The sequence below is a fragment of the Enterococcus sp. MMGLQ5-1 genome (assembly GCF_013155265.1).
GTDB lineage: Bacteria > Bacillota > Bacilli > Lactobacillales > Streptococcaceae > MMGLQ5-1.
This window is the reverse complement of record NZ_JABJXU010000003.1, coordinates 65,816-87,786: the sequence shown is the minus strand read 5'-3', so window position 1 is coordinate 87,786 and position 21,971 is coordinate 65,816. Positions and strand designations below refer to the sequence as shown.

The following is a 21,971-nucleotide window of genomic DNA, read 5'->3' as shown; positions in this document are numbered from 1 at the left end:
CTCTCTTCCCCTAACCTTTATTTATCATTTGTAATAACAAATCGATTATTCACATAATACTGCATTACTTCTTTTATATTGAAATACTCTTCTGAAATAAACAGATTCGGATCCCCTTCAGCATAAATACTTGAGAGTTGAAAGTGCTGTCTTCTTTTTCTTTCTTCAGACGGTAAGATTAGTGCTGAAAAAACATTATTATATTTGGGAGCAATGCTCTTTGAACTTCGTTCTCGCTCGATATATCCATAATAAATTATATCGCTAGTCGGATATCCTCCCATCCCAGATAATATAGATTTTGGAAATACTGCACTAGATTTTGTATTGTCAGGATACTCTTTCCCTATATAGCCTTCCAAGAACATGTTGTAACAAATCTGCTTATAGTTCATTCCATGGATTTTTGAATAATACTTTGCATCAAAAATAATTTGATTTCTCAACTCATCTACAAAATAATAGTCTGGTTGAAAATAGTGACTATCATTTAAAGAGTTTGGATAAAATGTTGGCTTTTTAAACCGAGCCTTATGAACATTTGATTTTAATTTGAGCTCTCCTCTAGTAAAGCTTTCAAAATTGCCATTCAAAAATTCCTCAACCATATTCTCCCATACACTTTTAAAGGAATAATGTTTTAGATAATAATTTCCTCCTGCTTTAATCTGAGAAAAGAAAGCAATTAAGGCATCTAATAACTCAATCTTAGAATCTTTGAACTCCGTCTCTTTGTATGACTGAAGCACCTCAACCACATAATCCTTAGACCCCAGAAAATCAAAATCTGGAAATTCTCTCCCAGTATCTGAAAGGTCAATAAAATACTTAAATTTCATCAGAGTATAATCAATTGCGAAAACCATCGCCTCTGTCAAGAAGGTGGAAAAGTTATACTTCTTTTCATAATAGAACGGAAACAAAACTGTTTTCCCGCTCTCAAGATAGAATTCTCCTTTAGAAATCGTTTCTTTCCACTTTATTCTTCCACCTTGATTTGGTTTTATTACCTTCCTGTCTTCAAACAAAAGACCAAATTCGGAGAAGTAATCATATACTCTAAAAAAAGGATCAAATGGATAATCGCTCTGAAAATTATTGGTAGTATTCTGGCCTATCATTGATACAGGTTTCTTATTTTGAGCCTTCATCAAAACGTTAAATAACAAATGAGAATCGTTTTCAATATTCTCTTTTTTAGCTGGGAAATGTTTGGGAAATACTGTTAAAACATCATTTTCGTTATTGATCAAAAAACCAGTAAAATCACAAACAATTTCAAACCCATCATTTTTTCCACTTTTTGATTTCTTTTCCCTTTTCCGTACATCTAAATCACCGAAAGTGAAACCCAACTCTTGATATTTGCTCTTGTCGATTGGTGCCCCTTCGATTGCATAATCAACTATCATACTGGCACCTCATCAATAATTATATATTGTCCTATTTGTACCACTTAGGAACTTGTCCAAAAAATCATCACTAAACACCTGTTTATTCCCAAAGTCTTCATATAAGGTATCAAAACTAGTGATATTATCAGCAAACAAACTTGAAGATGAAGCGAAACCACTCACTCCCTGCACATCTTGCCACAAATAAAGGAGTAACTTATTTCTAAGCGTTTCAATGATTGAATTTTGTGCAGTTGTTTTGTCCTTAGAAGTAAAGCTCGGGTTTCCTATGGTATCTGAATTAGAATTCAAAATATCATCCTTACTAAACTTGATAAAGAACTGACCTAACTGCTTATCTTCCTTTTTCCCGAGTCCATCGATTTTATCAGTAATAAATTTGTTTAGGGCAGAGTAAAAACTTAACCAATTGACCTCAAAGTTACCACCAGAACCTGAATAATTGATAGGAATGAGTGGATTATTTAATCTCGTATCTACAGTTGTCGTTCCTAATTTTACTTGAGGATGTGTTGAAACATATTTCCAATCAAATCTACGTTTAAATGCAGTATCCATTGGGAAAACATTCTGGTCATTCATATTAACAGTCCCAATAATGTTTAAGTTGGATGGTAGCTTTATATCATCAGTGGCTTGACTCAATTCAACAGCAATAGCTTTATTATTTACAGGGTATTCACTTACAAAATAGTCATCCCTATCAAGCAGTTGGAAAATATCACCAAAAATTGCAGCGACATTTCCTCGTGACAATTCTTCTAGGACGAGAAAAACTTCTGCGCTTGTATCCGCATATGCTTCTACCAATGCATCAGTAAACGGGCCTCTATGAAACTTAAATTCAACTCCCTTGGAAGTTGCTTCTGGTAACAATTGACCGATGAAATCTGAATAAGTGAATTCAGGGTGAATAGTTACTCTAAATACCTTGCTTTGGGGAACTCCCGCCAATAAAGTATCTTTTACTTTGCGGCTTTTTCCAGTCCCTGGTGCTCCATAATAAATTTCTTGATTATGCATTTCTTCTACCCTAACCTTTCAAAGTTTTCTTATCAAAATATTTCAAAAGAGATTCGAATCTTGGAAATTTATCACCATTTCCAAATGAATTAACTCTCTGATTTTGGTTATACCAATCCCACAACTGACTGTAATCAATCTCATAATTATTACGTAATGCTAATTCAAACATAGATAAAACATCTAACCAATAGAACTTTTCTTCGCTCCCTTTGAAGCCTGCATTACCTCTCCTCGTGCGTTCAACTTTTCTACCAAAGTTATTATGAGTCAGGTTTACTAGAAGCGTTCCAGATAGAATGGTTAGTTTTTTATTTATAACATCGAATTCGTATTCATCCGTCACTTGTACATCCGAAATTGTTTTACGGCTTCTAGGTAAATTTGCGATAAAATCAATTACACCTTCTACATCTCTTGGCATTTTCGAGAAATTTACACCTGTCGGAAAAAGCTCAATGTACTCAAAGTCTAGTTGGTTTAACCTCGCATAATTTGATAGAAGAGATGCTTGAAGTTCCCCACTCGGAGTCATTAAGCTAATATAATAAAATGGGTGATTCGCATACGTGTAACTTGGTGAGTTGATATATTGGTCAATATAGTCCAATAACCTAGGAAAAATGTCCTGAGCAACTGTTATATTTCGTCCCTCATCTTTGGTCGCAGGGCTAGTAAAAACATATGCCATAATTCTTTGTCGTATAACATTTCCAATTGCGTCAGTGAAGTATCTAGAATCATCTATTATACTAGTTGGTAATGATGGAATATTTTCCTCATCAATGATTAGTGCCGAATAAGTCCCTCCAATAAACCCTGTAAATTCATTGTTTATATCCAGGTATTCAATAGCCGAAATGTTTAATCTTGGGTTTTTATTATTTATCTCCTGTAGGAGTTTTGTCTCAATATATTCCAATTTGGAAACTCCAGTCGGAGGTGTCACATCGATTTTATTAAATTTTGTTTGATAACTACCATCTTGCAAGAGTAACTTTCTCATCCTTTTCACCTTTCAAAAGTATTATAGTTTGTTACTAGAATTTCCCGTCTTGGGTATTTAATCCCTGTTTCACCAATTGTATTTACATTAAAGCCGTGGTATTGGATCCACTCCATTAACAAGTGATTAGTTTTCCCTTTATGCTCAAGTACATTTGATAACATAAATTTTTTGCCTGCTGAATCCAATTCGGTGAGATATTTTAAGAGACTTGCTTCCTGTTCGGCATCCCATCCATCAAAACCACGCTTACCATCGTTATAACCAGCTGTTGTGACCAAATATGGTGGGTCAAAATAAAACACGGTATCATCATCATACTCGTTAAAATTAATCGCTGAATAGCTACCCAAACGCATCTCCACTTCTGGAGCTCGTGTAACAAAACGAGTTATTCTATCTTTATATCCTTCATTAAATTCATTATTACCAATAGGTGTATTGTATTTCTTTGCTTGATTGAATCGCAGTATATTTTGGAAAGAATAAATATTCAAAGTGTATAGGTTAATTGGTGTTTGTTCCTCATTATTATAATGATCACGCAAGCGATTAAACGCTTCTTTCCCTTTCTTCTCCAATGAATATCGACTTACGATCTGCTCAACATTTCTAATCAACTCATCTGCCGGAGTGTTAACAATCATCTGCATCATTTCAAAGACAAATGGATGGTATTCGTTATACACTACTTTGTTCAATGCAGTAGCATTCGCACCCACATTAAACGCTCCTCCCATTGCATCAACAAAAGTTGTCACATGTTTCGGTAATAGTTTAAATATTCTAGGAATCACATCGTCTTTACTCCCGGCATAGTTTAATGGTGATTTATTGGTTTCCAAGTTCTTCTTGAAATAGATGATTACTTCTTGAAGTTTCTTTCCCTCACCTTTCATACTGGAGTTATTTGTTGAGTACTCCCTGTATTCATTCGTCTCAACTTCAACAATACCATCAACTGCAAATCTTCTGGCTAGGTCAACTAATTCATCAAGTGGAACTATTGATTGATTGCTATAGCTAACAAGCACATGAGTAAAGTTAATCTGGCGGAACAAGTCTTCAAATTCATAATATGCCGTTGACTTATTTGAATACCCCGAAAACTCCCGCTTAACTCTTCTGCCAGTTTTCCCAAACAATTCAGGATTATCATAACGTGAGATTGTCTCAAGAACGTGATACGAATTAGTATATTGGGTAATTGTATAAGGTGGATCAATATAAGCAATGTCTCCGGAAATTTCCCTAACCAATTTATTTGTATTTTTATTAAAACATCTATTGTCCTTAGATACCGATAGTGAGTCCTTCATCTCAAGTGGCATTATGGTGAATTTTTTTAATGCACGTGATTCCCAAAACTTGAAGAAAGCCTGATAAGTCCCAGAAGTATTTGAAACCTTTGTTACACTCTCTAACAGAGAAGCCAACAGATAAGAATACTCTGCTTTTGAAATAACTCCTTCCTGAAACAACTCCTCGATATCAAGTCGCATTCCATCAATTTTAAGTGCGTTTTCTTCAGTCAAATACATTCTTTCAGCACGTGGAGTATAGTTGTTATAAACAAAATATCCATCATTCGGTGTATATTCTCGTTCGTTCAACCATTGAAAAGGTGTTTTCCCATACCTCTTTACAAAACTATCAAACTTCGGCTTCTCTGAATTCAACAATTTTGCTTCACTAATGACCTTTGAAAAATACATATAATCATTTGAGAGAACGGTGTATTCACCTTTGAAGTAGTCGCCGACAGAACCTGTTCCCGCAAATAAGTCTGCAAATGTCTGACCTTGTATATCATGTTTTTTTATAACCTGTTGTATGAAATTCAATAAATTAGTTTTGTTTCCTAAATACCTCATCAGTCATTCCCATTCTTTTCAAGTTTATATTCAACAATATCTTCTAACCCGCAGTGGAGTGCTTCACATATTCTTGCCAATGCCTCCATAGAGACCGTCTCATCTTTAGATAGTCTAGAGAGCGTAGAATTAGTTATTCCAGCCATATCTCGTAATGCGGTTTTATTTATTTTCTTTTTTAAAGCCTGTTCCCAAAGACGTTCATAGCTAAAACTCATTGAGTTCCTCCATTCCATTTTTAAGGAATTTTATTCTATAAATATAGAACTATTATATCACGACTTCAGGCACTAAAGAACAGTTTTGCTGATTGTTTTTTATTTAGTGCAAAACAAAAACTGCCTTGACCAGAAAAAATCAACGGCAGTTCATTATGATTTGGTATTACAGCTAGAAACTAATAGGAATATATCTATCAACTTCAATTGATACTGGTCTAGCAGCAATTGCTACATCCCAATTTGCGGCGCTAAGTAGCTCATCAACTTCACTCAAGATAATGATTTCAACTTGCGAACGATTTAAGAAAATCACATATTTGAGTTTATCGTTATCCTTTTTGATGAATGAAAGAAGATTTTTGTCTTTGCTCAATCGGTAATCTTCATAATGTCTCGGAATACCACTTGGCCTTGTTTTTGATTGATTACTACTATCATCAAAATACTCCATCATCTCAAGGGCAAAGTCAGAATATTGGATGAAGAAAATGCCAGTTTCATAGTCTTGCACATACTTTGATAAGCTCTCAATATGACTATCCCAATTCTTCTTAAAGGAATTTAGGAAATAATCATAGGAATGCTTCGGATATCTGAATTCCTGCCTTACCACCTGTTTTATCTCATCTTGCGCAATCTTTTTCTCAATTCCGGCAAGTTTTCCATCATGAATGTTTTTATCTTTTATGTGCTCAGCACCTTTTCTAGTTTCTTTAGAGGATGTAACCTGAAAGTGCTCTATAAAGCCAATATCAAATATAAAATCTGGAAAGTCACTTGAGTTATCATTTGGCTTTGCCGTTTCAAGTATTTTTGAAATTTCAACCAAATCATCAGAGAGTTCCCTCTGTTCTAAAGACTTAAAAAAAGCATCTTTTACTTTTGAAAACACCACAGTTTCTTTATCACCATGCCCCATTAACCAGCACCTCATTACTCTACTTAATTTGCTCATAATTATATCACGGATCCTATTATCCATTTTAGTAACCTTACTTTCTTCTTTAAGAATTGTTCAAACCTAAAAAATGCTCCGAGGATGAGCTCAGAGCATTTAGCAATAGGTATTCATTTTTTTCCGGCAACGTAGTAAATCGAAATACTTTTATTTAACACGTTTCTTCTTAATCATCACAGCAACCATCATGCCTAATGATAATAAACATACAACAGCCAATGGGACTAATAGTGTAGCATCTCCTGTTTTTGCTGCTGTTGTACTTTCCGTTGGTGAATTATTTTCAGTTGTGGTAACAAACGTTTTCTTTACCTTAGTGCTGCCAACATTTGATTTACTAGTTGTAGTTGAGGATGTACTCTTATCTTTAGCAACGCTAACTTTTGATTTACCAGCTTCACTAGAATTTCTGTTTCCATCACTCGACTCTACGACCGAAGGTTTGTTTCCATCATTAACACTATTGTTCTCTGAACCGCTTGGTTTATTACTGGGATTGTTTGGTTTGTCATTTATTGGGTTACTCGGTTCTACATTTCCGGGATTACTAGGTTGGTTGTTTGATGGGTCACTTGGTTCAACATTACCTGACTCAGATTTATTTTTCTCATATAAAGCTGTTATCGTCATATCTTCAGTAACTTTTGAAAAATCTTTATCCCATCCTTTAAATGTGTATCCATCCCTTGCTGGTGGTGCCGGTGCAGTTGCAGATTTTTCATATTCAACAGTCGAAGATGCAATTTCTTTATTTTCCCAGTCTACAAATGTAACTTTATATGTATTTGCGTCCCATTTTGCTTTGAGGGTTATATCACCATCAGAAAGGCGATAAGCCTCAAAATCATATTCATTTGCATCACTATCTTTGTACCATCCCTTGAAAGTATAACCTTTCTTTGTTGGATCAGTTGGCTTTTGTGATTTATCGAGTTTATTTGAACATCCATCTTTATATTCATCATACGTTAAAGGCTTGAACACAATTGAACCAACAGCACTCCCACCATCACTGTCAAATTCTATTGATGAGAAATCAACTTTAAAAGTTTCTACTACCTTCATACCAACTGCGTTGACTATCTTAACTGTATGTATCCCCTCATCTAAGTTTTCAAAAGTAACAATTGGAGCTGCACTGCCTCCCCAAGTATTCTCTTGAGTATCTTTGACTTTTACATCATCTAAATAGATAGAATAATTAGTTTCATACCAAATATTCCCAGACATGATATACTCATGTTTATACTGTTTGTTGTATATTCTCAATGACTGTTGTTGCCACGAAAACTTGCCCAATGGACGAGCAAAAGAAATATTTGGCTGAGTTGGTCTCTCCAAAAACATCAAACTCGGTAAGCTATGAATAGTAACATTTATATTTGCATTCAATATCATATTCTTTGCCCACAGAGGTAAAGAGTAGGAATCGCTATACTGTAAAGTTGAATAAATATTAGTATGGTAAGATTCCGCAGGTGTTTTTCCCTCCGGAAAGCTAGTAAACCATGTATTGTTTGAGCTTCCACACTCTATCGCCTCTAAATTTGCGGGCAAATATAGAGTATCAAGTGGCGTTTCCCAAAAAATACAAGGACCCATAATTTTGAGATTGTCACAATTTCTGAAGTCTAAAGTCTTTAGGCTTGGGTTTAATGCAAATGCATAGGCTCCAACTGTTTCTACCGTACTTGGAATATTTATTGTAGTCAATGAGGATCCAACGGCATTACCACTAAAAGCTCCATTTGCGATATACGTTACACCTTCAGGAAGAATTACGGTATCATATCCCATCGCTTCCGTCGCTCCAGTTACAGTTCCAAAAGAATACTCTCCAATCCGAGTTAAATTTGATGCTTTTGATAAGTCAATTTTAGTTAGATGCGTTGCTTTAAAAGCGCCGTAACCTATTTTAGTAATTTTATATGTTACCCCTTCATTTTCAACTGTTGCACCAAGCGTAAATACACCTGATAAATCAGGTTTATTCGACTTGATAACGTCAACTGTATCAGCAGATGTGATTTCATACACCAATTCCTGAGAATCTCCTTGAACTGTGAACGTGTCACCTACAGCTGCTGCAAATGCTTTAATCTCCCCCAGTGCAAAAAATGATGTAAATAAAATAAATGTTACTAGTACTACCCCAAGTAGTCTGCTTTTTGATAATTGCATATATCCTCCTTTTCATATGCCAATACGGCACTAAAATAAAATAGTAGAGATTATATTCTCAAAAACGCCATACATTTTCATCTGTTTTCACAAATTATTCATTCATTGTTAAAAGTTGTTCCCTCACCAATTCAATAAAAAAGGGGGGTAAAATCTCAGAGTAGGGGGTAAAATTTTCTACCCCCGGGGGTAATTTTTCAAAGGCGATTTCTGCTAATTCCGAATAAAATCCTCTCCAAAACAAAAAAGCCCAGCCTAAGCTAGTCCCACAAATACCGTTATATCGGGCTTTACGCCCTTAATCTCATTGTATCAATCTGGTGGTGCAAATATCTCCCGCAACAGGTACTGGTTCTGATGTGTTTGTGTTATCTTTTTTGTAGTGACACCCACCAAAAAGTAATCTTGTAGTGTCAACCCTCCCCTAAAACTTCCACCTCGATATATTCCCCCAAACACAAAAAAAGAGACTCCAGACCAAAATCTGAAATCTCTCAATTACACAAATCCCTTGATATATGGCTTTTCCTACTTTTTCCTCGTCATCAATGCCACTGTCTCAACATGATGTGTCTGTGGAAACAAATCAACTGGTGTTACTTCCTGTAAATAAAAGCCTTTTTCAGTAAATCGTGCGATATCTCTGGTAAAGGTTGCCGGGTTACATGAAATATAAACAATTTTATCAGGTTTAGCTTCACAAGCCGATTGAATAAACTCTTCTGCCAAGCCTTTACGTGGTGGATCAACAATAATGACTGATGGCTTCACACCTTCACTTGTCCACTCCGACATAATTTTTTCAGCACGCCCGACACGATAGCTGACATTTTCAATACCGTTTAATTTGGCATTAATTTTTGCATCATCAATTGCTTCAGCAACTGCCTCTACTCCAAAAACGCTGTGGACTTGTTTGGCGATACTTAAGCCGATTGTCCCAATTCCACAATAAGCATCAATGACAATATCATCTTTTGATAAATCAGCTAATTTAAAGGCTTCTTGATAAAGTACCTCAGCCATTTCAGTATTAATCTGATAGAAGGAAGGAGCACTGATATAATACTGATTACCTAACAGTTTATCAGTAATATATTCTTGACCAAATAGGAGCTTAAAATTATCACTCAAAATATTATTACTATTATCCGGATGAATATTTTGCAAAATACTTTTAATTTCAGGAAACGCTACAACTAATTCCTCAATCAATTGCTCAATTCTGAAAATCTTTGGCTTGGTTGTCACAATAACAACCATCACTTCATGTGAATAAAAACCGCGACGCACAATGACATTTTTAATTAGTCCAGTTTTTTCAGCCTCATCATAAGCATTTAAGCCGTATTTACGAAATAAATCACGGCATTTTAACACAATTTGATCAATGATTGGATCTTGAATTAAGAAATCTTCGATTGGTACCAAATCATGCGAATGCTTGCGATAAAAGCCGGTTTCCAATTGCCCATTAACCCTACGCACAGGAATTTGAGCCTTATTACGATAACCGATAGGATTCGGCATCCCAATTACCTCAGCAACCTTAACCTCTGTTAAATGACTATTTTTCTTCAATAAATCTTGAATTTGCTTACGCTTGAATGCCAATTGTTTTTCATATTTAAGATGTCCTAAGTCAGCAATCCCCGTTCTTAATAATTCACCTTGAATCGCTTCATTACGATCACTGGAACGCTCTAACCAATTCAATACCTTGGCAAAGCCATATTTTTTTCCAACTTTCATAACTAACGCCTCAACCTTTTCACCTGGCAGGGCATTTTCAATAAACAAAGGATAACGTTCAACCTTAGCAACACCTAAGCCCTCATGCGTTAAATCAATAATTTCTAATTCTAATTTTTCATTCTTTTTTGGTATCATTCTACACTCCAGTATCAAACTAACTTTAATTATCTCAGCTATTCTATTGTAACCTAAAAGCAATCAATTTGGCTATTTTAGTTAAAAATAGCAATGCCAAGCTTTCTCAGAAACCTCGGAAATTATGTCAAAAATCGCACTGATATTAACAGATAGTCCAATCTTTCTCGGAAACATCGGGCATTCCGAACGAAAACTCACCAATATTTGCAAATAAGCTAAGCTTTCTCAGAAACCTCGGGCAATTCGTCGATAGCCTACGCCCTAAAGCACAAGCCATTATGCTAAAACTAAAAAACCCCTTAAGTTAGATTTGGCTCTAACCTAAGGGGTTCAGTTTAGAAGATGGATATCAAATATCCATCTCAATCTTTTTAGACAAATCAGTCTGATTTGACACTAAGCATTTTGGGATTAAATTATTGATCTAAAAAGTCATTAATTTTGGCGATATACTTATCATAGTCAATTTCCAAGCCAAGCCCATAATACATATCGTAACCATCTGTCCAATCACCATTTTCAGGGACAGTCATTCGTTCAATTCCTTTTCTAGCCTGATTTAAGATACCCAGACCATTGGATAAAATAAACGAAGTATCAATATTAGTTGATGTATAACCATAAATTGTACCAAGCGCCTCTGAACCAGTAAATAAGGTGGCAGGATTCTTGACTTGATCGATAATTGCTGTTAAGACCTGCTGCTGACGTTGAACACGACCATAATCGCCTTCATCATCTTTACGGAAACGAGCATAGTTTAGTAATGTCCGACCGTCCATTTTTTGCTTGCCGACCTTGATTGTCTGCTCTGGTACCGAACCATCGGCATTGGCGTTTAAGTCATCTGGGACGGAGACCTCATTAACCGCTTGTCCATCAATCGTTGAAAATTTGGCATCAATACTAACACCATCAGGAAATAGTGTATTAATTACTTTTTCAAATGAAGAAAAATTAATTAAAGCGTAATACTGCATATCAATCCCGAAATTATCATCAATTGTTTGACGTAACAATTCAGCACCTTGGTTATCATTTTGCTCACCAATTGTATAGGCTGAGTTAATTTTGCTATCAGTATAGCCCTCAGTTCCTACACCGGGAATATGTACAAGCGTATCACGCATGAAGGAGATTAGCTTAACCTTCTTATCTGGACCATTGATTTGCATCACCATAATCGTGTCACTTCGGGTTTCACCGTTGCTTTGCCCATCGCGCTGATCAGTTCCCAAAATTAAAATATTGGTTGCACCATTGCTTGATTTAGTGCCATTGAAAGTTTCCACATCAGCTTTCTTAAATTCAATATCATTTTCAGCCTTATCTTTACCCTTTAAAAATAAATAAACAAAAATGCCGATTAAAATCAAAACTAATAATAATAAAATCTTCCACCATCTGCGTTTTTTTCGAGGCTTCTTTTTCTTAATTTTTTTAGCTGGTCGTGAATTGGGAATTTTTTCTTGGTAATACTCTTTATCCTCATAACGATTACCCATATCTGAAGTATCATATTCCGAATCCTGATTAATTGATTGTCGATCATCGATTCGTTTTTCAATATTATCACGATAATTTTTATATTTATCAACTCTACTCATTTAACTATAAACTCCCATCTTTGAAAATAATTAGCTTAAATTATTTTCTATTTTCAAAAAAATCATTTTTTCAGATTGTTTTTGAATAATATTCTGTGCCCTTTCACAGCAGAAAAAGTGTTAAAGTATCAACCCTAATAGGATAACATGAACAACTATTTAAATGCAAAAATATTTAGATTTCTTTATTTATTTCATAAACGTCAAAAATCCCAAAAAATTTAACTGCAATACCAATTAGTTCAAGCTCTTCAATCGCATTTATAATTAATTGCTCGTGACTAACAAACATATCAATTAAAAAGAAATATTCACCTAAAACAGTTTTTAATGGTCGAGATTCAATCTTTGTCAAATCAATGCCTCGCCATGAGAAAACTGATAATGCTTTGTGTAGTGCACCTGCTAAATTATTCGGTAGAACAATAGCTAAAGAGGCCTTTAAGCCAGTTTTGTCAAGCGGTAAGGGCTGTTGATCCGCTCCGAGCACCCAGAAACGAGTATTATTTAATGCAATATCCTGAATGTCCTGATGAATGATTTTCAAGCCATATTTTTCTGCCGAAATACTAGGTGCAATTGCCGCAAAATGTTTGTCAGGATGCTCAGAGACAAATTGAGCAGCATAAGCCGTTGAAGCCATCATTTCTACAGGTATTTTCGGAAACATTTTTTTTCTAAATTGTTCTGTTTGCGCCAAGGCTTGCGGATGTGAAAATATTTTGTCAATAGGCTGCTTTTCGTCAACAACCATCATTTGCTGGGCAATTGGTAGGACGATTTCGTGACAAGCCTTAAGATTACTGACATGAAATAAATAATCTACTGACTGATGGACGGAACCCTCAATACTATTTTCAATTGGAATAATTGATAAATCAACCGTCCCTGCTTCATATGCCTGAATACAGTCGGAAATTGAAGGCATCGGCACAAGTGTTTCATTTGGGTAGGCCTTCTTACTGGCTGTATAGGTAAAAGAACCCACTGGCCCTAAATAACCGATTTTCATTTTACAGTCTCCTCAGTTTGCTTCTTGCGCTAGCCAAGTGGTAATCTCAGCCGTTATTGTCTTTAAGGTTTTACCAGATGTCATTACCGTCAAATCAGCTAATTCCTGATAAATGACACGTCGAAAATCAAATAGCTCACGCAGCTCAGCCTTCGTTTTTTGCTGAACAAGTGGTCGTGTATGTGCTCTTTTTCCAGAAATTCTACGATAAATCACATCAAAATCACCATCTAAAAAAACAACCTTTTGATGTGCTTTTAAGAGCTCTTGATTTCGAGCTCGCATAATCACACCCCCACCAGGTGAGATAATTTGTTCAGAATCTAAAATATCCTCTAGTAATTCAGTCTCCAATTCGCGAAAAGCTGCTTCGCCCTCGTTTGCAAAAAAATCGCTAATCGGCATTCCTATTTTTTCAACAATTAAATCATCCATATCAACTGCTGGTAATTTTAATTCGCGTTTTAATTTTTTGGCAATTGTTGATTTACCAACACCCATAAATCCAATTAAAATGACTGACATCTAGTTTTCCAACTTTCCTAAATCATCAAAAAAGCTCGGGTAGCTTGTTGAAATCGCCTCTGGACGCTCTAGCTCAACAATGCCATCCTTTACTAACAAGGCAGCAATTTGTAGCATCATGCCGATTCGATGGTCGCCATAGGTTGTTACCTTAGCACCATGAAGTAGCTGTCCACCTCTGATAATCATGCCATCATCGGTTGGTGTGATATCAGCGCCCATCTTGGTAAGCTCGCGAGCTACGGCGTCAATACGATTCGTTTCTTTTACCTTTAGCTCCTCAGCATCACGTATAATTGTCGTCCCACTTGCTTGTGTCGCTAATAAAGCAATAATTGGTAGCTCATCAATCAAACGTGGAATGATTTCGCCACCAATTTCAGTAGCATGAAGTGAGCTTGTTTCAACAGTCACTCTTCCTGCTAAATTGGCACCATGATGTGTTGCTTCAATTGTAATCTGACCGCCCATTGCCTCAATCACATCAATAATACCAGTTCTTGTAGGATTTAAACCAACATTATTAATCACAATCTTACTATTTGGTACGACTAAGCCAGCTACCATAAAGAATGCTGCTGACGAAATATCGCCTGGTACAATTACTTCCTGACCCGTTAAATGCTGAGGACCAATAACTCTAATCACTTTACCAGCTGTCTCAATTTCGCCACCAAATTGTCGAATCATATCCTCGGTGTGGTCACGCGTTTTTTCCTTTTCAATAATCACTGTTTCACCAGTAGCCTGTAGACCAGCAAAAATAATTGCTGATTTAACCTGAGCAGAGGCTAAGGGCATTTGATAAGTAATTGGCTTAAGCGCATCTGTACCTGTTACCTCAATGGGTGGGGTTTCCTTATCGCCAACACCAGCTGCCTCAACACCCATCTCTCGTAATGGTACTAAAACACGATTCATTGGTCGTTTAGCAATTGTATCATCACCAAATAAGGTAGTGGTAAAATTAGCACCTGCTAAAATACCTGAAATCAAGCGAATCGAGGTTCCAGAATTCCCAATATCAATTGGTCCCTTAGCCGCCGTTAAGCTTTCAAACCCCTCACCTTCAACAGTAATTATTTGCCCGTCATCGTGAATTTTAACACCTAATGCTTCAAATGCATGAAGTGTACTCATGCAATCCTCCGCTCTTAAAAAATTCTGAATCGTCGTCTTGCCATGACTAATTGCACCAAACATGATGCTCCGATGAGAGATAGACTTATCTCCAGGTACCTCAATGACTCCTTTTAGCGATTGGCTGTTAATTTTTAATTCCATGGTCACTCCTCTAAAGCTGAAAGGACTGGTTAAATGAGCTCAAGCTAGCTGCTAAGTCCTTCAAAATAAAGAAAGACCTAGCAAAGTAGAGCGCCTTGTCCTCAAAGCTAGATTTTAATTGGTCTATCAAATTTACTAAATTATTTACATTTCGTAATAGTCATAATCTGTTTGTGCCTCTATTAACGCTTTAGCACGGGATAAATCTTCGTAATTCTTAAATGAAAGCTGAAGTGCACCTGTCGCCTCAGTTTCAATAATTTTAATATTAATGATTGATAAATCATCGGGTACAAATAAGCCTAAAACATTATGAATTACACCCGGTTCATCTGGCACATCAACAAATAAATCATAAAATGCTGGAATTGCACCTGTTTGATGAATATCCATAGTTTTGCGAAATGCCTTCGCTTCATTGAAAAAAGCCATTAATTCATCAAATTCACTTCGTTGAATCATTTGCTTAACTTTGGTCATCTCTACTTGCCATTCATCCAGTCGTGATAAAATAATGCTTTGATTACTCATTAAAATATCTGTCCACATTCGTGCATCGCTTGATGCAATACGTGTCATATCCCTAAAGCCACCAGCTGCCATGCTTTTAGCTAATGGAAATGCTTCACTAAAGTCTTTGGTTTGCAAAACGAGACTTGCAGCCAGGATATGAGGCAAATGTGAAACCATCGCTGTAATTTCATCATGCTGCTTGGCATCTAATTGAATGAAACGTGCCTTTAAGCCTGATAACCTTTCTTTAAAGGTCTCCACAACCTCGTCTGGCACATTTTCAGTAGGCGTTAGAATGTAAAATGCATTTTCAAACAAATCAATTCTTGAGGCAATGGCACCTGTTTTATGACTACCTGCCATCGGATGTCCACCGATAAAATAGATATCCCGATTGGCAAAAAGCTGATTGGCTGCCATTACAATTTCCTGCTTTGTACTTCCAGCATCACTTACCACGAGTCCAGCTTTCGTTGGTAAGGTAGCGAGCTCAGCCATGTATTTTAGCGACTGCTTGACAGGTGTTGCAAAGATAATATAATCCGCCTTGGTTGCTTCGCTTGAAAAGTCAGTTGAAAATGCATCAATAATGTTTAAGCTTTTAGCAATTTGCAAATTTTCGATTCTTCGCCCAATGCCAATAACCAGAACATCGTTATTTTGCTTAAAGCCTCTGGCGATTGTCCCGCCAATCAGACCAACACCAACAATTACAATTCTTTTTTTCATACTAGAACCGCTTTACATATTCAGCATGACTTGCCACAGCAGCCTTTAATTCTTCAAGATTATCGCTTGAAAATTTATCCAAGATTGCTTTAGCTACCTCTGTCGCTACAACAGCTTCTGCCACGACGCTCGCAGCAGGTACTGCCGTAGAATCACTACGTTCGACGCTTGCCTTATATGGCTCTTTCGTATCTATATTAACACTCATTAACGGCTTGTATAAGGTTGGGATAGGTTTCATCACTCCTCTAACAATAATTGGCATACCGTTAGTCATGCCACCTTCAAAACCGCCCAATTTATTGGATGAACGTGTATAGCCATTCGATTTATTCCAAATAATTTCATCCATAACCTGTGAGCCGGGTAATTTGCTCGCTTCAAAGCCAATACCAAATTCAACACCTTTAAAAGCATTGATTGAAACCACCGCTTGGGCAATTTTCGCATCCAATTTTTGGTCCCATTGCGTATAGCTGCCTAATCCGACAGGCACATGATCGATTTGTACTTCAACTGTGCCACCAATTGTATCGCCATTTTTCTTAGTTTGGTCAATCAGCGCCTTCATCTCATCTTCCACCGCTGCGTCAACAACTCTAAGCTCTGATTGGTTTGATATTTTTTTTATTTCAGCTACTGTTAAAGCCTCTGGAATGATTGCATCGATACCGCCTAAACGAGTAACATGACCTGCCACCGTCATGTCAAGCTCGCTCAAAATCTTTTTAGCAACCGCACCAATCGCAACACGCATCGTCGTTTCACGTGCCGAAGAGCGTTCTAAAACATTGCGTAAATCAGAAAAGCGATATTTCATACCGCCAACTAAGTCTGCATGACCGGGTCTTGGCTTGGCAACACGGCGCATTTTTTTCACCTTATCCGCCACTGGCTCACTAGCCATAATTTCAGTCCAGTTTTTCCAGTCTTTATTTTCAACAACCAAGGTTAGTGGTGAACCGAGCGTCAAGCCGTGACGCAAGCCACTTGTAATCTTGACTTGATCTTTTTCGATTAGCATCCGACCACCACGGCCGTAGCCAGTCTGACGACGTGCCAATTCTAAGTTAATATCCTCGGCGGATAAAGGGATACCGGCAGGTAAGCCTTCAATAATTGCTGTTAATTCTGGTCCATGACTTTCGCCAGCAGTAAAATATCTCATTAATTTGCTCCTCTATTTTTTGTAATAATTTGCGTGCCCTTCAACCAGTGTGGATAAAGAAACGTCAGCCATTCTGATTTGCCACGCCGATTGTCAAAGCTAACGTAGCCTGGGTAACGATAAAGATAATCAATTTTATATTGCTGATTCTGGTTCATCTGTTTACCCTTAAGCAGTTCAAGCAAAGCCTCACTTGATTGCTGCTTGGAACAATCACCTTTACTATATATATAAATCAAATCAGTTAATGATAAAAAATAACTTTGGGGGAAAATATTTTCTGTAATATGCTTGCTAATCGGCTGGTTAGCAGATAACCGCAAAAAAAATTGATGCTTTTTCATGTATGATAAGCCCTTAGCAATCAAATTGTCTATTTGCTGATCTGGATTTTCACAAAAAGCACGATAAGTTATCAGTGCCCGAACTGTTTTACCGATACCAATGTAACAAGGCGTTTTGCCCAAACAACCACCATGCTTATAGATACCTTTATGGCGCCACTCTGTTACCTGATTGCGCTCAAACAGCTGGTAACGCTTAATCCAAGCTAGCGCATTTTGACATTCATGTGTTTTTGCTAAACCGAATCGAGCAAATGCCTCAAGCACCATCGCATTATAGCAAGGAACAATATCATCAACGTGACCAGTATAGGAAAAGCCTTGCCCCGTACTCGCCTTCTCCTTTAGCATTTCTATTAAAACTTGAACCTCAGGCAAACGACTGCTATAAGGAATTTCGGATAGGGCACTCAATTTAAAAATCAATGATAAAATTGGGTTAGAATGACTGTTCTCACTATTCAAAATTTTTTTGATTAATTGTGACTGCGCTAAAAATTGATTGATTTTAGTATCAGTAAACAGTTCACCACGTTCATCACCGATTCGCAACAATAGCGCCGTATCTAATGTTGAAGAGATTGTATCCGGCAAGCTAAAACAATCTCTAACAGACTTAGCCACGACCTCTATGCACTAGATTACTAACACGTCTGGACATAGGCACCCCCCTTTTTTTCATCATCAATTCACTTTCAAATAATCCTTCATTTCAACCAAATCAATTGGATTAATTTTTGCCTTACCAATTTCATCTAAAATAATGGTTTTGATTTTCGAGCCGCGTGCCTTCTTATCATGTGTCAGCGCTTCATAAAGCTGCGCCTCGTTCCAAGGTGACAAGCTAATTGGCAAATGAAACTTCTCAAGCATCGTAATTAATTGTGCCGTTGAGCCTTTTGGCGATAAGCCTTTCTCCTCAGCAATCCGATTCATTTGTACCATGCCAATTGCGACACCCTCACCATGAGTCACGACACCATAGCCCGCGGTTGCTTCAATCGCATGACCGATAGTATGACCAAAATTTAAAATTAAACGAATCCCATTATCTAGCTCATCTTCAACAACGACTCGTCTTTTAACATCACAGCAGGCATGAATCACTGTCTCCGCATGATTTACCAAATCAAATTCATCCTGATAGCTTTCTAGCTCGTGCCACAGCTCAAGGTCATCAATGGCAGCACATTTAACAATTTCTCCGATGCCCTCACGGACACGGCGCTCATCTAAGGTAGCTAGAACCTCAGGGTCAATCAATACACCATCTGGCTGAGCAAAGGTACCAATCATATTTTTAGCAATAGCTGTATTAACACCTGTTTTGCCACCGATTGAGCTATCTACCTGCGCCACTAAAGTTGTTGGGATTTGTAAGAAATGAATCCCTCTCATAAAGGTAGAGGCAACAAAGCCTGCTAGATCACCAACGACACCACCACCTAAAGCGATAATGCCATCACTTCTTGTCATCCCACTGTCTGCCAAGAATAAATAAGCTTCTTCTGCTGTTTTCAAGCTCTTGCTAGCTTCACCCTCTGGAAAAACATAAGCAATCACTTTAAAACCGACTGCCTCTAGCTGTTTTTGAATATCCAAGAGGTATAAGCTTGCTACGTGATTATCCGTAATAATCGCAATAGTCTGAGGCTGCCATAAAGCCTTAGCCCATTCGCCAGTTTTTTTAATAGCGCCCTTTTCAATCCATAAATCGTAGGGATGACTGGGTAAATTTACATTTAGTTTCATTGAAATTTCCTTTCTAATGCGAGTTTGATATCAGAAGTAGGCATTTCTTGTCCTGTCCAGCATTTAAAGCTTTCAGCTGCTTGATACAAAAGCATACCAAGACCGTTACTCACCTTTGCGCCTTGCGCCTTCGCTTGCTTTAAAAATAAGGTTTCCAATGGATTATAAACAACATCAATTACTAGGTGATTGTTATTAATAATAGAAAAATCAGGAATCGGTGTTAGGTCTTTTAAGTGGTTCATGCCAACGCTTGTTGCATTCACTATTAGCCGAGCAGATGAAATTTCATGATTTAATAATTCTGTATCCGCTAGGTCGTTTAAAATAATTTGACGACCACATTTATCCGACATTTCATCTAATCGTGCCTTTTCCTCTGGAAAGCCTTCATAGCGTCTGGTAAAGACAACAATTTCTTTAACATCATCTAGCATTGCTTGGGCGATAATCGCTGTTGCCGCACCGCCTGCACCAATAACAACCATTTTTTCACTTGAGGTGAAGCCAAGCTCATAGGCAGAACGCATAAAACCAACGCCGTCGGTATTATGACCAATTAGCTTACCATCTTGATTTATGATTGTATTAATTGCCCCAATCAGTTGAGCAGCATCTGTTAATTCATCAACTTCCTTAATAAATTTTTGCTTATAGGGCATCGAAATATTAATGCCATAAAGGTCTAGTAAACGAATCGTTTTTGCAGCTTCACTCACCTGATCCGCTTCAATTTCAAAAGCCAAATAGACACCATTTATACCTAATGCCTGAAAGGCTGAATTATGAATAAAGGGTGATAAGCTATGCTTAATTGGATTTGCGACAACTGCTGCCATACGTGTGTGACCATTAATTTCCATTACCTGCTCCTATAATACAATTTAATTTTGCGCAGAATATTTTAAAATGCCTAAATGTTCTGTCAACTTTACTCTATAGTATAGCAAAATTTAAAAGAGCCGACAATTAACAATTTAACAGCATTGCTTGACTCTATATATTCTATAAAGCAGCTAAAAGCCCACCTGCTTCTCACCGAGAAACAAGCGGGCTTACTACTAACTATTATTTGCTTCATTTTCTTCTAAATCTGGCAAAAGCAAAGCGGTAAAGATAACTTTCAAACTATTAATTCGCTTTAGCTTCACCTCTTCTGAGATTAGAACAATATGATATTGATCCGTATCAATTTCATAGCTGATTTTTTCATCGTCATCTGGAATTCGACCAATTGAGCTGATGAAGAAACCTGCCATGGTATCCACATCATTTTTTTCAAGAGAGGTATCAAATTGCTCATTAAACTCATTAATCAACATCTTGCCTTGAATGATATAAGTGCCTTCATCAATTTTTTCAAACAATGGGGCAGCTAAATCAGACTCATCATCAATATCGCCAACGATTTCCTCCAGTAAGTCTTCAAGTGTAATAATACCACTAACACCACCATACTCATCTAAACATATCGCCATTTGATTTTGTGTTTTCTTTAATTCAAACAGTAAATCATCAACAAAAATTGTTTCGGGAACGAATAATGCCTCTTGCAAAATTTGACGTAAATTTAAGTCTACAAAGCCTTTTTGATAAGCATTTAATAAAAGTGTTTTGGTATGCAAGACACCAATGATTTTATCCTTATCATCATCATAAACTGGAATCCTTGAGTAGCTTTGATCCAAAATCTTTTTAAGATTTTCTTCTGTACCATCATTGATATCCACCATAAATGAATCCGTCCGTGGCACCATTAACTCTCTGGCCACGATATTATCAAGTGAAAAGACACCCTGAAGCATTTCAATTTCATTTGAATCAAGGACATCGTCATTAGATAACATATACGCCATCTCATCACGAGTCATCTTATCCATCTCATCATCAAATTTCATCGGAGTAATCCGAGAAAGCAGGTTTGTTGATGCCGACAATAGCCATACGAAGGGTCTTAAAATATGACCGAGCATTGTAATAGGACCACTTGAAAAGCTGGCAACCCTTTCATTTAGATTGAGTGCAATACGCTTAGGGTAAAGCTCACCAAACACAATTGAAACATAAGTCAATAGGGTCAAAGCGATAAAGCTAGCCGCAGTTTTAGCGGTTGCACTACCACCAAGCAATGGCGCAATCTTACTTGCCAAGGTTTCAGCAAGTGAAGCACCTGCTAAAATGTTAATTAGGGTGATACCAACCTGAATCGTAGATAAAAAATTATTTGGGTTGGCAACAATTTTTAATAGCTGCTGACTTTTTTTATCACCCTCATCTGCCTTTTGCTCAAGACGATTTTTGTTTAAAGAAACCATCGCCATTTCACTAGCTGAAAAGAAAGCATTTAAAAGTGTTAAAAAAATCAATAGTAGAATTTGAAAAACGAGCGACGAACTCTCGGGGTCACCGTTCATAAATATATCTCTCCTTATTTTTATAAATAATGTGCACTATATTAAGAGTAGC

General features: G+C 36.9%; 17 protein-coding genes and 1 pseudogene. All 18 read right to left on the bottom strand.

The window, feature by feature from the left end; all coding sequences use genetic code 11:
* Window positions 1–17: 17 nt before the first annotated feature.
* Window positions 18–1,412 carry a hypothetical protein gene (locus HOY35_RS04700; RefSeq protein WP_172213020.1) on the bottom strand — a complete coding sequence of 465 codons (1,395 nt, stop codon included), beginning with the start codon at window positions 1,410–1,412 and terminating at the stop codon, window positions 18–20.
* A 12-nt stretch (window positions 1,413–1,424) separates the two neighbouring features.
* Complete coding sequence (locus tag HOY35_RS04695; RefSeq protein ID WP_172213022.1) at window positions 1,425–2,438, bottom strand: AAA family ATPase; 1,014 nt, start codon at window positions 2,436–2,438, stop codon at window positions 1,425–1,427.
* 10 nt (window positions 2,439–2,448) lie between these two features.
* Window positions 2,449–3,444, bottom strand: a complete 996-nt coding sequence (locus tag HOY35_RS04690) for a hypothetical protein (RefSeq protein ID WP_172213024.1) — start codon at window positions 3,442–3,444, stop codon at window positions 2,449–2,451.
* 5 nt (window positions 3,445–3,449) lie between these two features.
* Window positions 3,450–5,318 carry a Dam family site-specific DNA-(adenine-N6)-methyltransferase gene (locus tag HOY35_RS04685; RefSeq protein ID WP_172213026.1) on the bottom strand — a complete coding sequence of 623 codons (1,869 nt, stop codon included), beginning with the start codon at window positions 5,316–5,318 and terminating at the stop codon, window positions 3,450–3,452.
* Complete coding sequence (locus HOY35_RS04680; RefSeq protein WP_077418231.1) at window positions 5,318–5,536, bottom strand: helix-turn-helix transcriptional regulator; 219 nt, start codon at window positions 5,534–5,536, stop codon at window positions 5,318–5,320. Before HOY35_RS04680 ends, HOY35_RS04685 begins: the two co-directional genes overlap by 1 nt.
* Window positions 5,537–5,708: 172 nt before the next feature.
* On the bottom strand, window positions 5,709–6,458 hold the full coding sequence (locus HOY35_RS04675) for a hypothetical protein (RefSeq protein WP_172213027.1): 750 nt from the start codon (window positions 6,456–6,458) through the stop codon (window positions 5,709–5,711).
* A 186-nt stretch (window positions 6,459–6,644) separates the two neighbouring features.
* Entirely contained in the window at window positions 6,645–8,678 is a 2,034-nt protein-coding gene (locus tag HOY35_RS04670) for an InlB B-repeat-containing protein (RefSeq protein WP_172213029.1), read from the bottom strand.
* 528 nt (window positions 8,679–9,206) lie between these two features.
* A complete protein-coding gene (rlmD, locus tag HOY35_RS04665) occupies window positions 9,207–10,565 on the bottom strand; it encodes a 23S rRNA (uracil(1939)-C(5))-methyltransferase RlmD (RefSeq protein WP_349627491.1) in 1,359 nt (452 codons plus the stop codon).
* A gap of 422 nt (window positions 10,566–10,987) precedes the next feature.
* Window positions 10,988–12,178, bottom strand: a complete 1,191-nt coding sequence (locus tag HOY35_RS04660; RefSeq protein ID WP_172213034.1) for an LCP family protein — start codon at window positions 12,176–12,178, stop codon at window positions 10,988–10,990.
* A 175-nt stretch (window positions 12,179–12,353) separates the two neighbouring features.
* Window positions 12,354–13,190, bottom strand: a complete 837-nt coding sequence (gene pheA / locus HOY35_RS04655) for a prephenate dehydratase (RefSeq protein ID WP_172213036.1) — start codon at window positions 13,188–13,190, stop codon at window positions 12,354–12,356.
* Between the two features lie 12 nt (window positions 13,191–13,202).
* Complete coding sequence (locus tag HOY35_RS04650) at window positions 13,203–13,715, bottom strand: shikimate kinase (protein ID WP_172213038.1); 513 nt, start codon at window positions 13,713–13,715, stop codon at window positions 13,203–13,205.
* Window positions 13,716–14,999 (bottom strand): 3-phosphoshikimate 1-carboxyvinyltransferase, encoded by a 1,284-nt coding sequence (aroA, locus tag HOY35_RS04645; protein ID WP_213173246.1) that lies wholly within the window; start codon window positions 14,997–14,999, stop codon window positions 13,716–13,718.
* A gap of 144 nt (window positions 15,000–15,143) precedes the next feature.
* On the bottom strand, window positions 15,144–16,241 hold the full coding sequence (locus tag HOY35_RS04640; protein WP_172213042.1) for a prephenate dehydrogenase: 1,098 nt from the start codon (window positions 16,239–16,241) through the stop codon (window positions 15,144–15,146).
* A gap of 1 nt (window position 16,242) precedes the next feature.
* Window positions 16,243–17,409: a chorismate synthase gene (gene aroC, locus HOY35_RS04635; protein ID WP_172213050.1), complete on the bottom strand. Its 1,167-nt coding sequence runs from the start codon at window positions 17,407–17,409 to the stop codon at window positions 16,243–16,245.
* Window positions 17,409–18,347, bottom strand: coding sequence for a hypothetical protein (locus HOY35_RS04630; RefSeq protein WP_216656362.1), 939 nt, complete (start codon window positions 18,345–18,347; stop codon window positions 17,409–17,411). The genes aroC and HOY35_RS04630 overlap by 1 nt, the downstream gene beginning before the upstream one ends.
* 90 nt (window positions 18,348–18,437) lie before the next feature.
* The gene (gene aroB, locus HOY35_RS04625; protein WP_172213052.1) at window positions 18,438–19,505 is read right to left on the bottom strand and encodes a 3-dehydroquinate synthase; all 1,068 of its coding nucleotides are present in this window, start codon (window positions 19,503–19,505) and stop codon (window positions 18,438–18,440) included.
* Window positions 19,502–20,368: a shikimate dehydrogenase gene (gene aroE, locus HOY35_RS04620; RefSeq protein WP_172213054.1), complete on the bottom strand. Its 867-nt coding sequence runs from the start codon at window positions 20,366–20,368 to the stop codon at window positions 19,502–19,504. The genes aroB and aroE overlap by 4 nt, the downstream gene beginning before the upstream one ends.
* A 249-nt stretch (window positions 20,369–20,617) precedes the next feature.
* Window positions 20,618–21,919 (bottom strand): annotated as a pseudogene (locus tag HOY35_RS04615) (hemolysin family protein); the annotation flags it as partial.
* Between the last annotated feature and the right edge of the window lie 52 nt (window positions 21,920–21,971).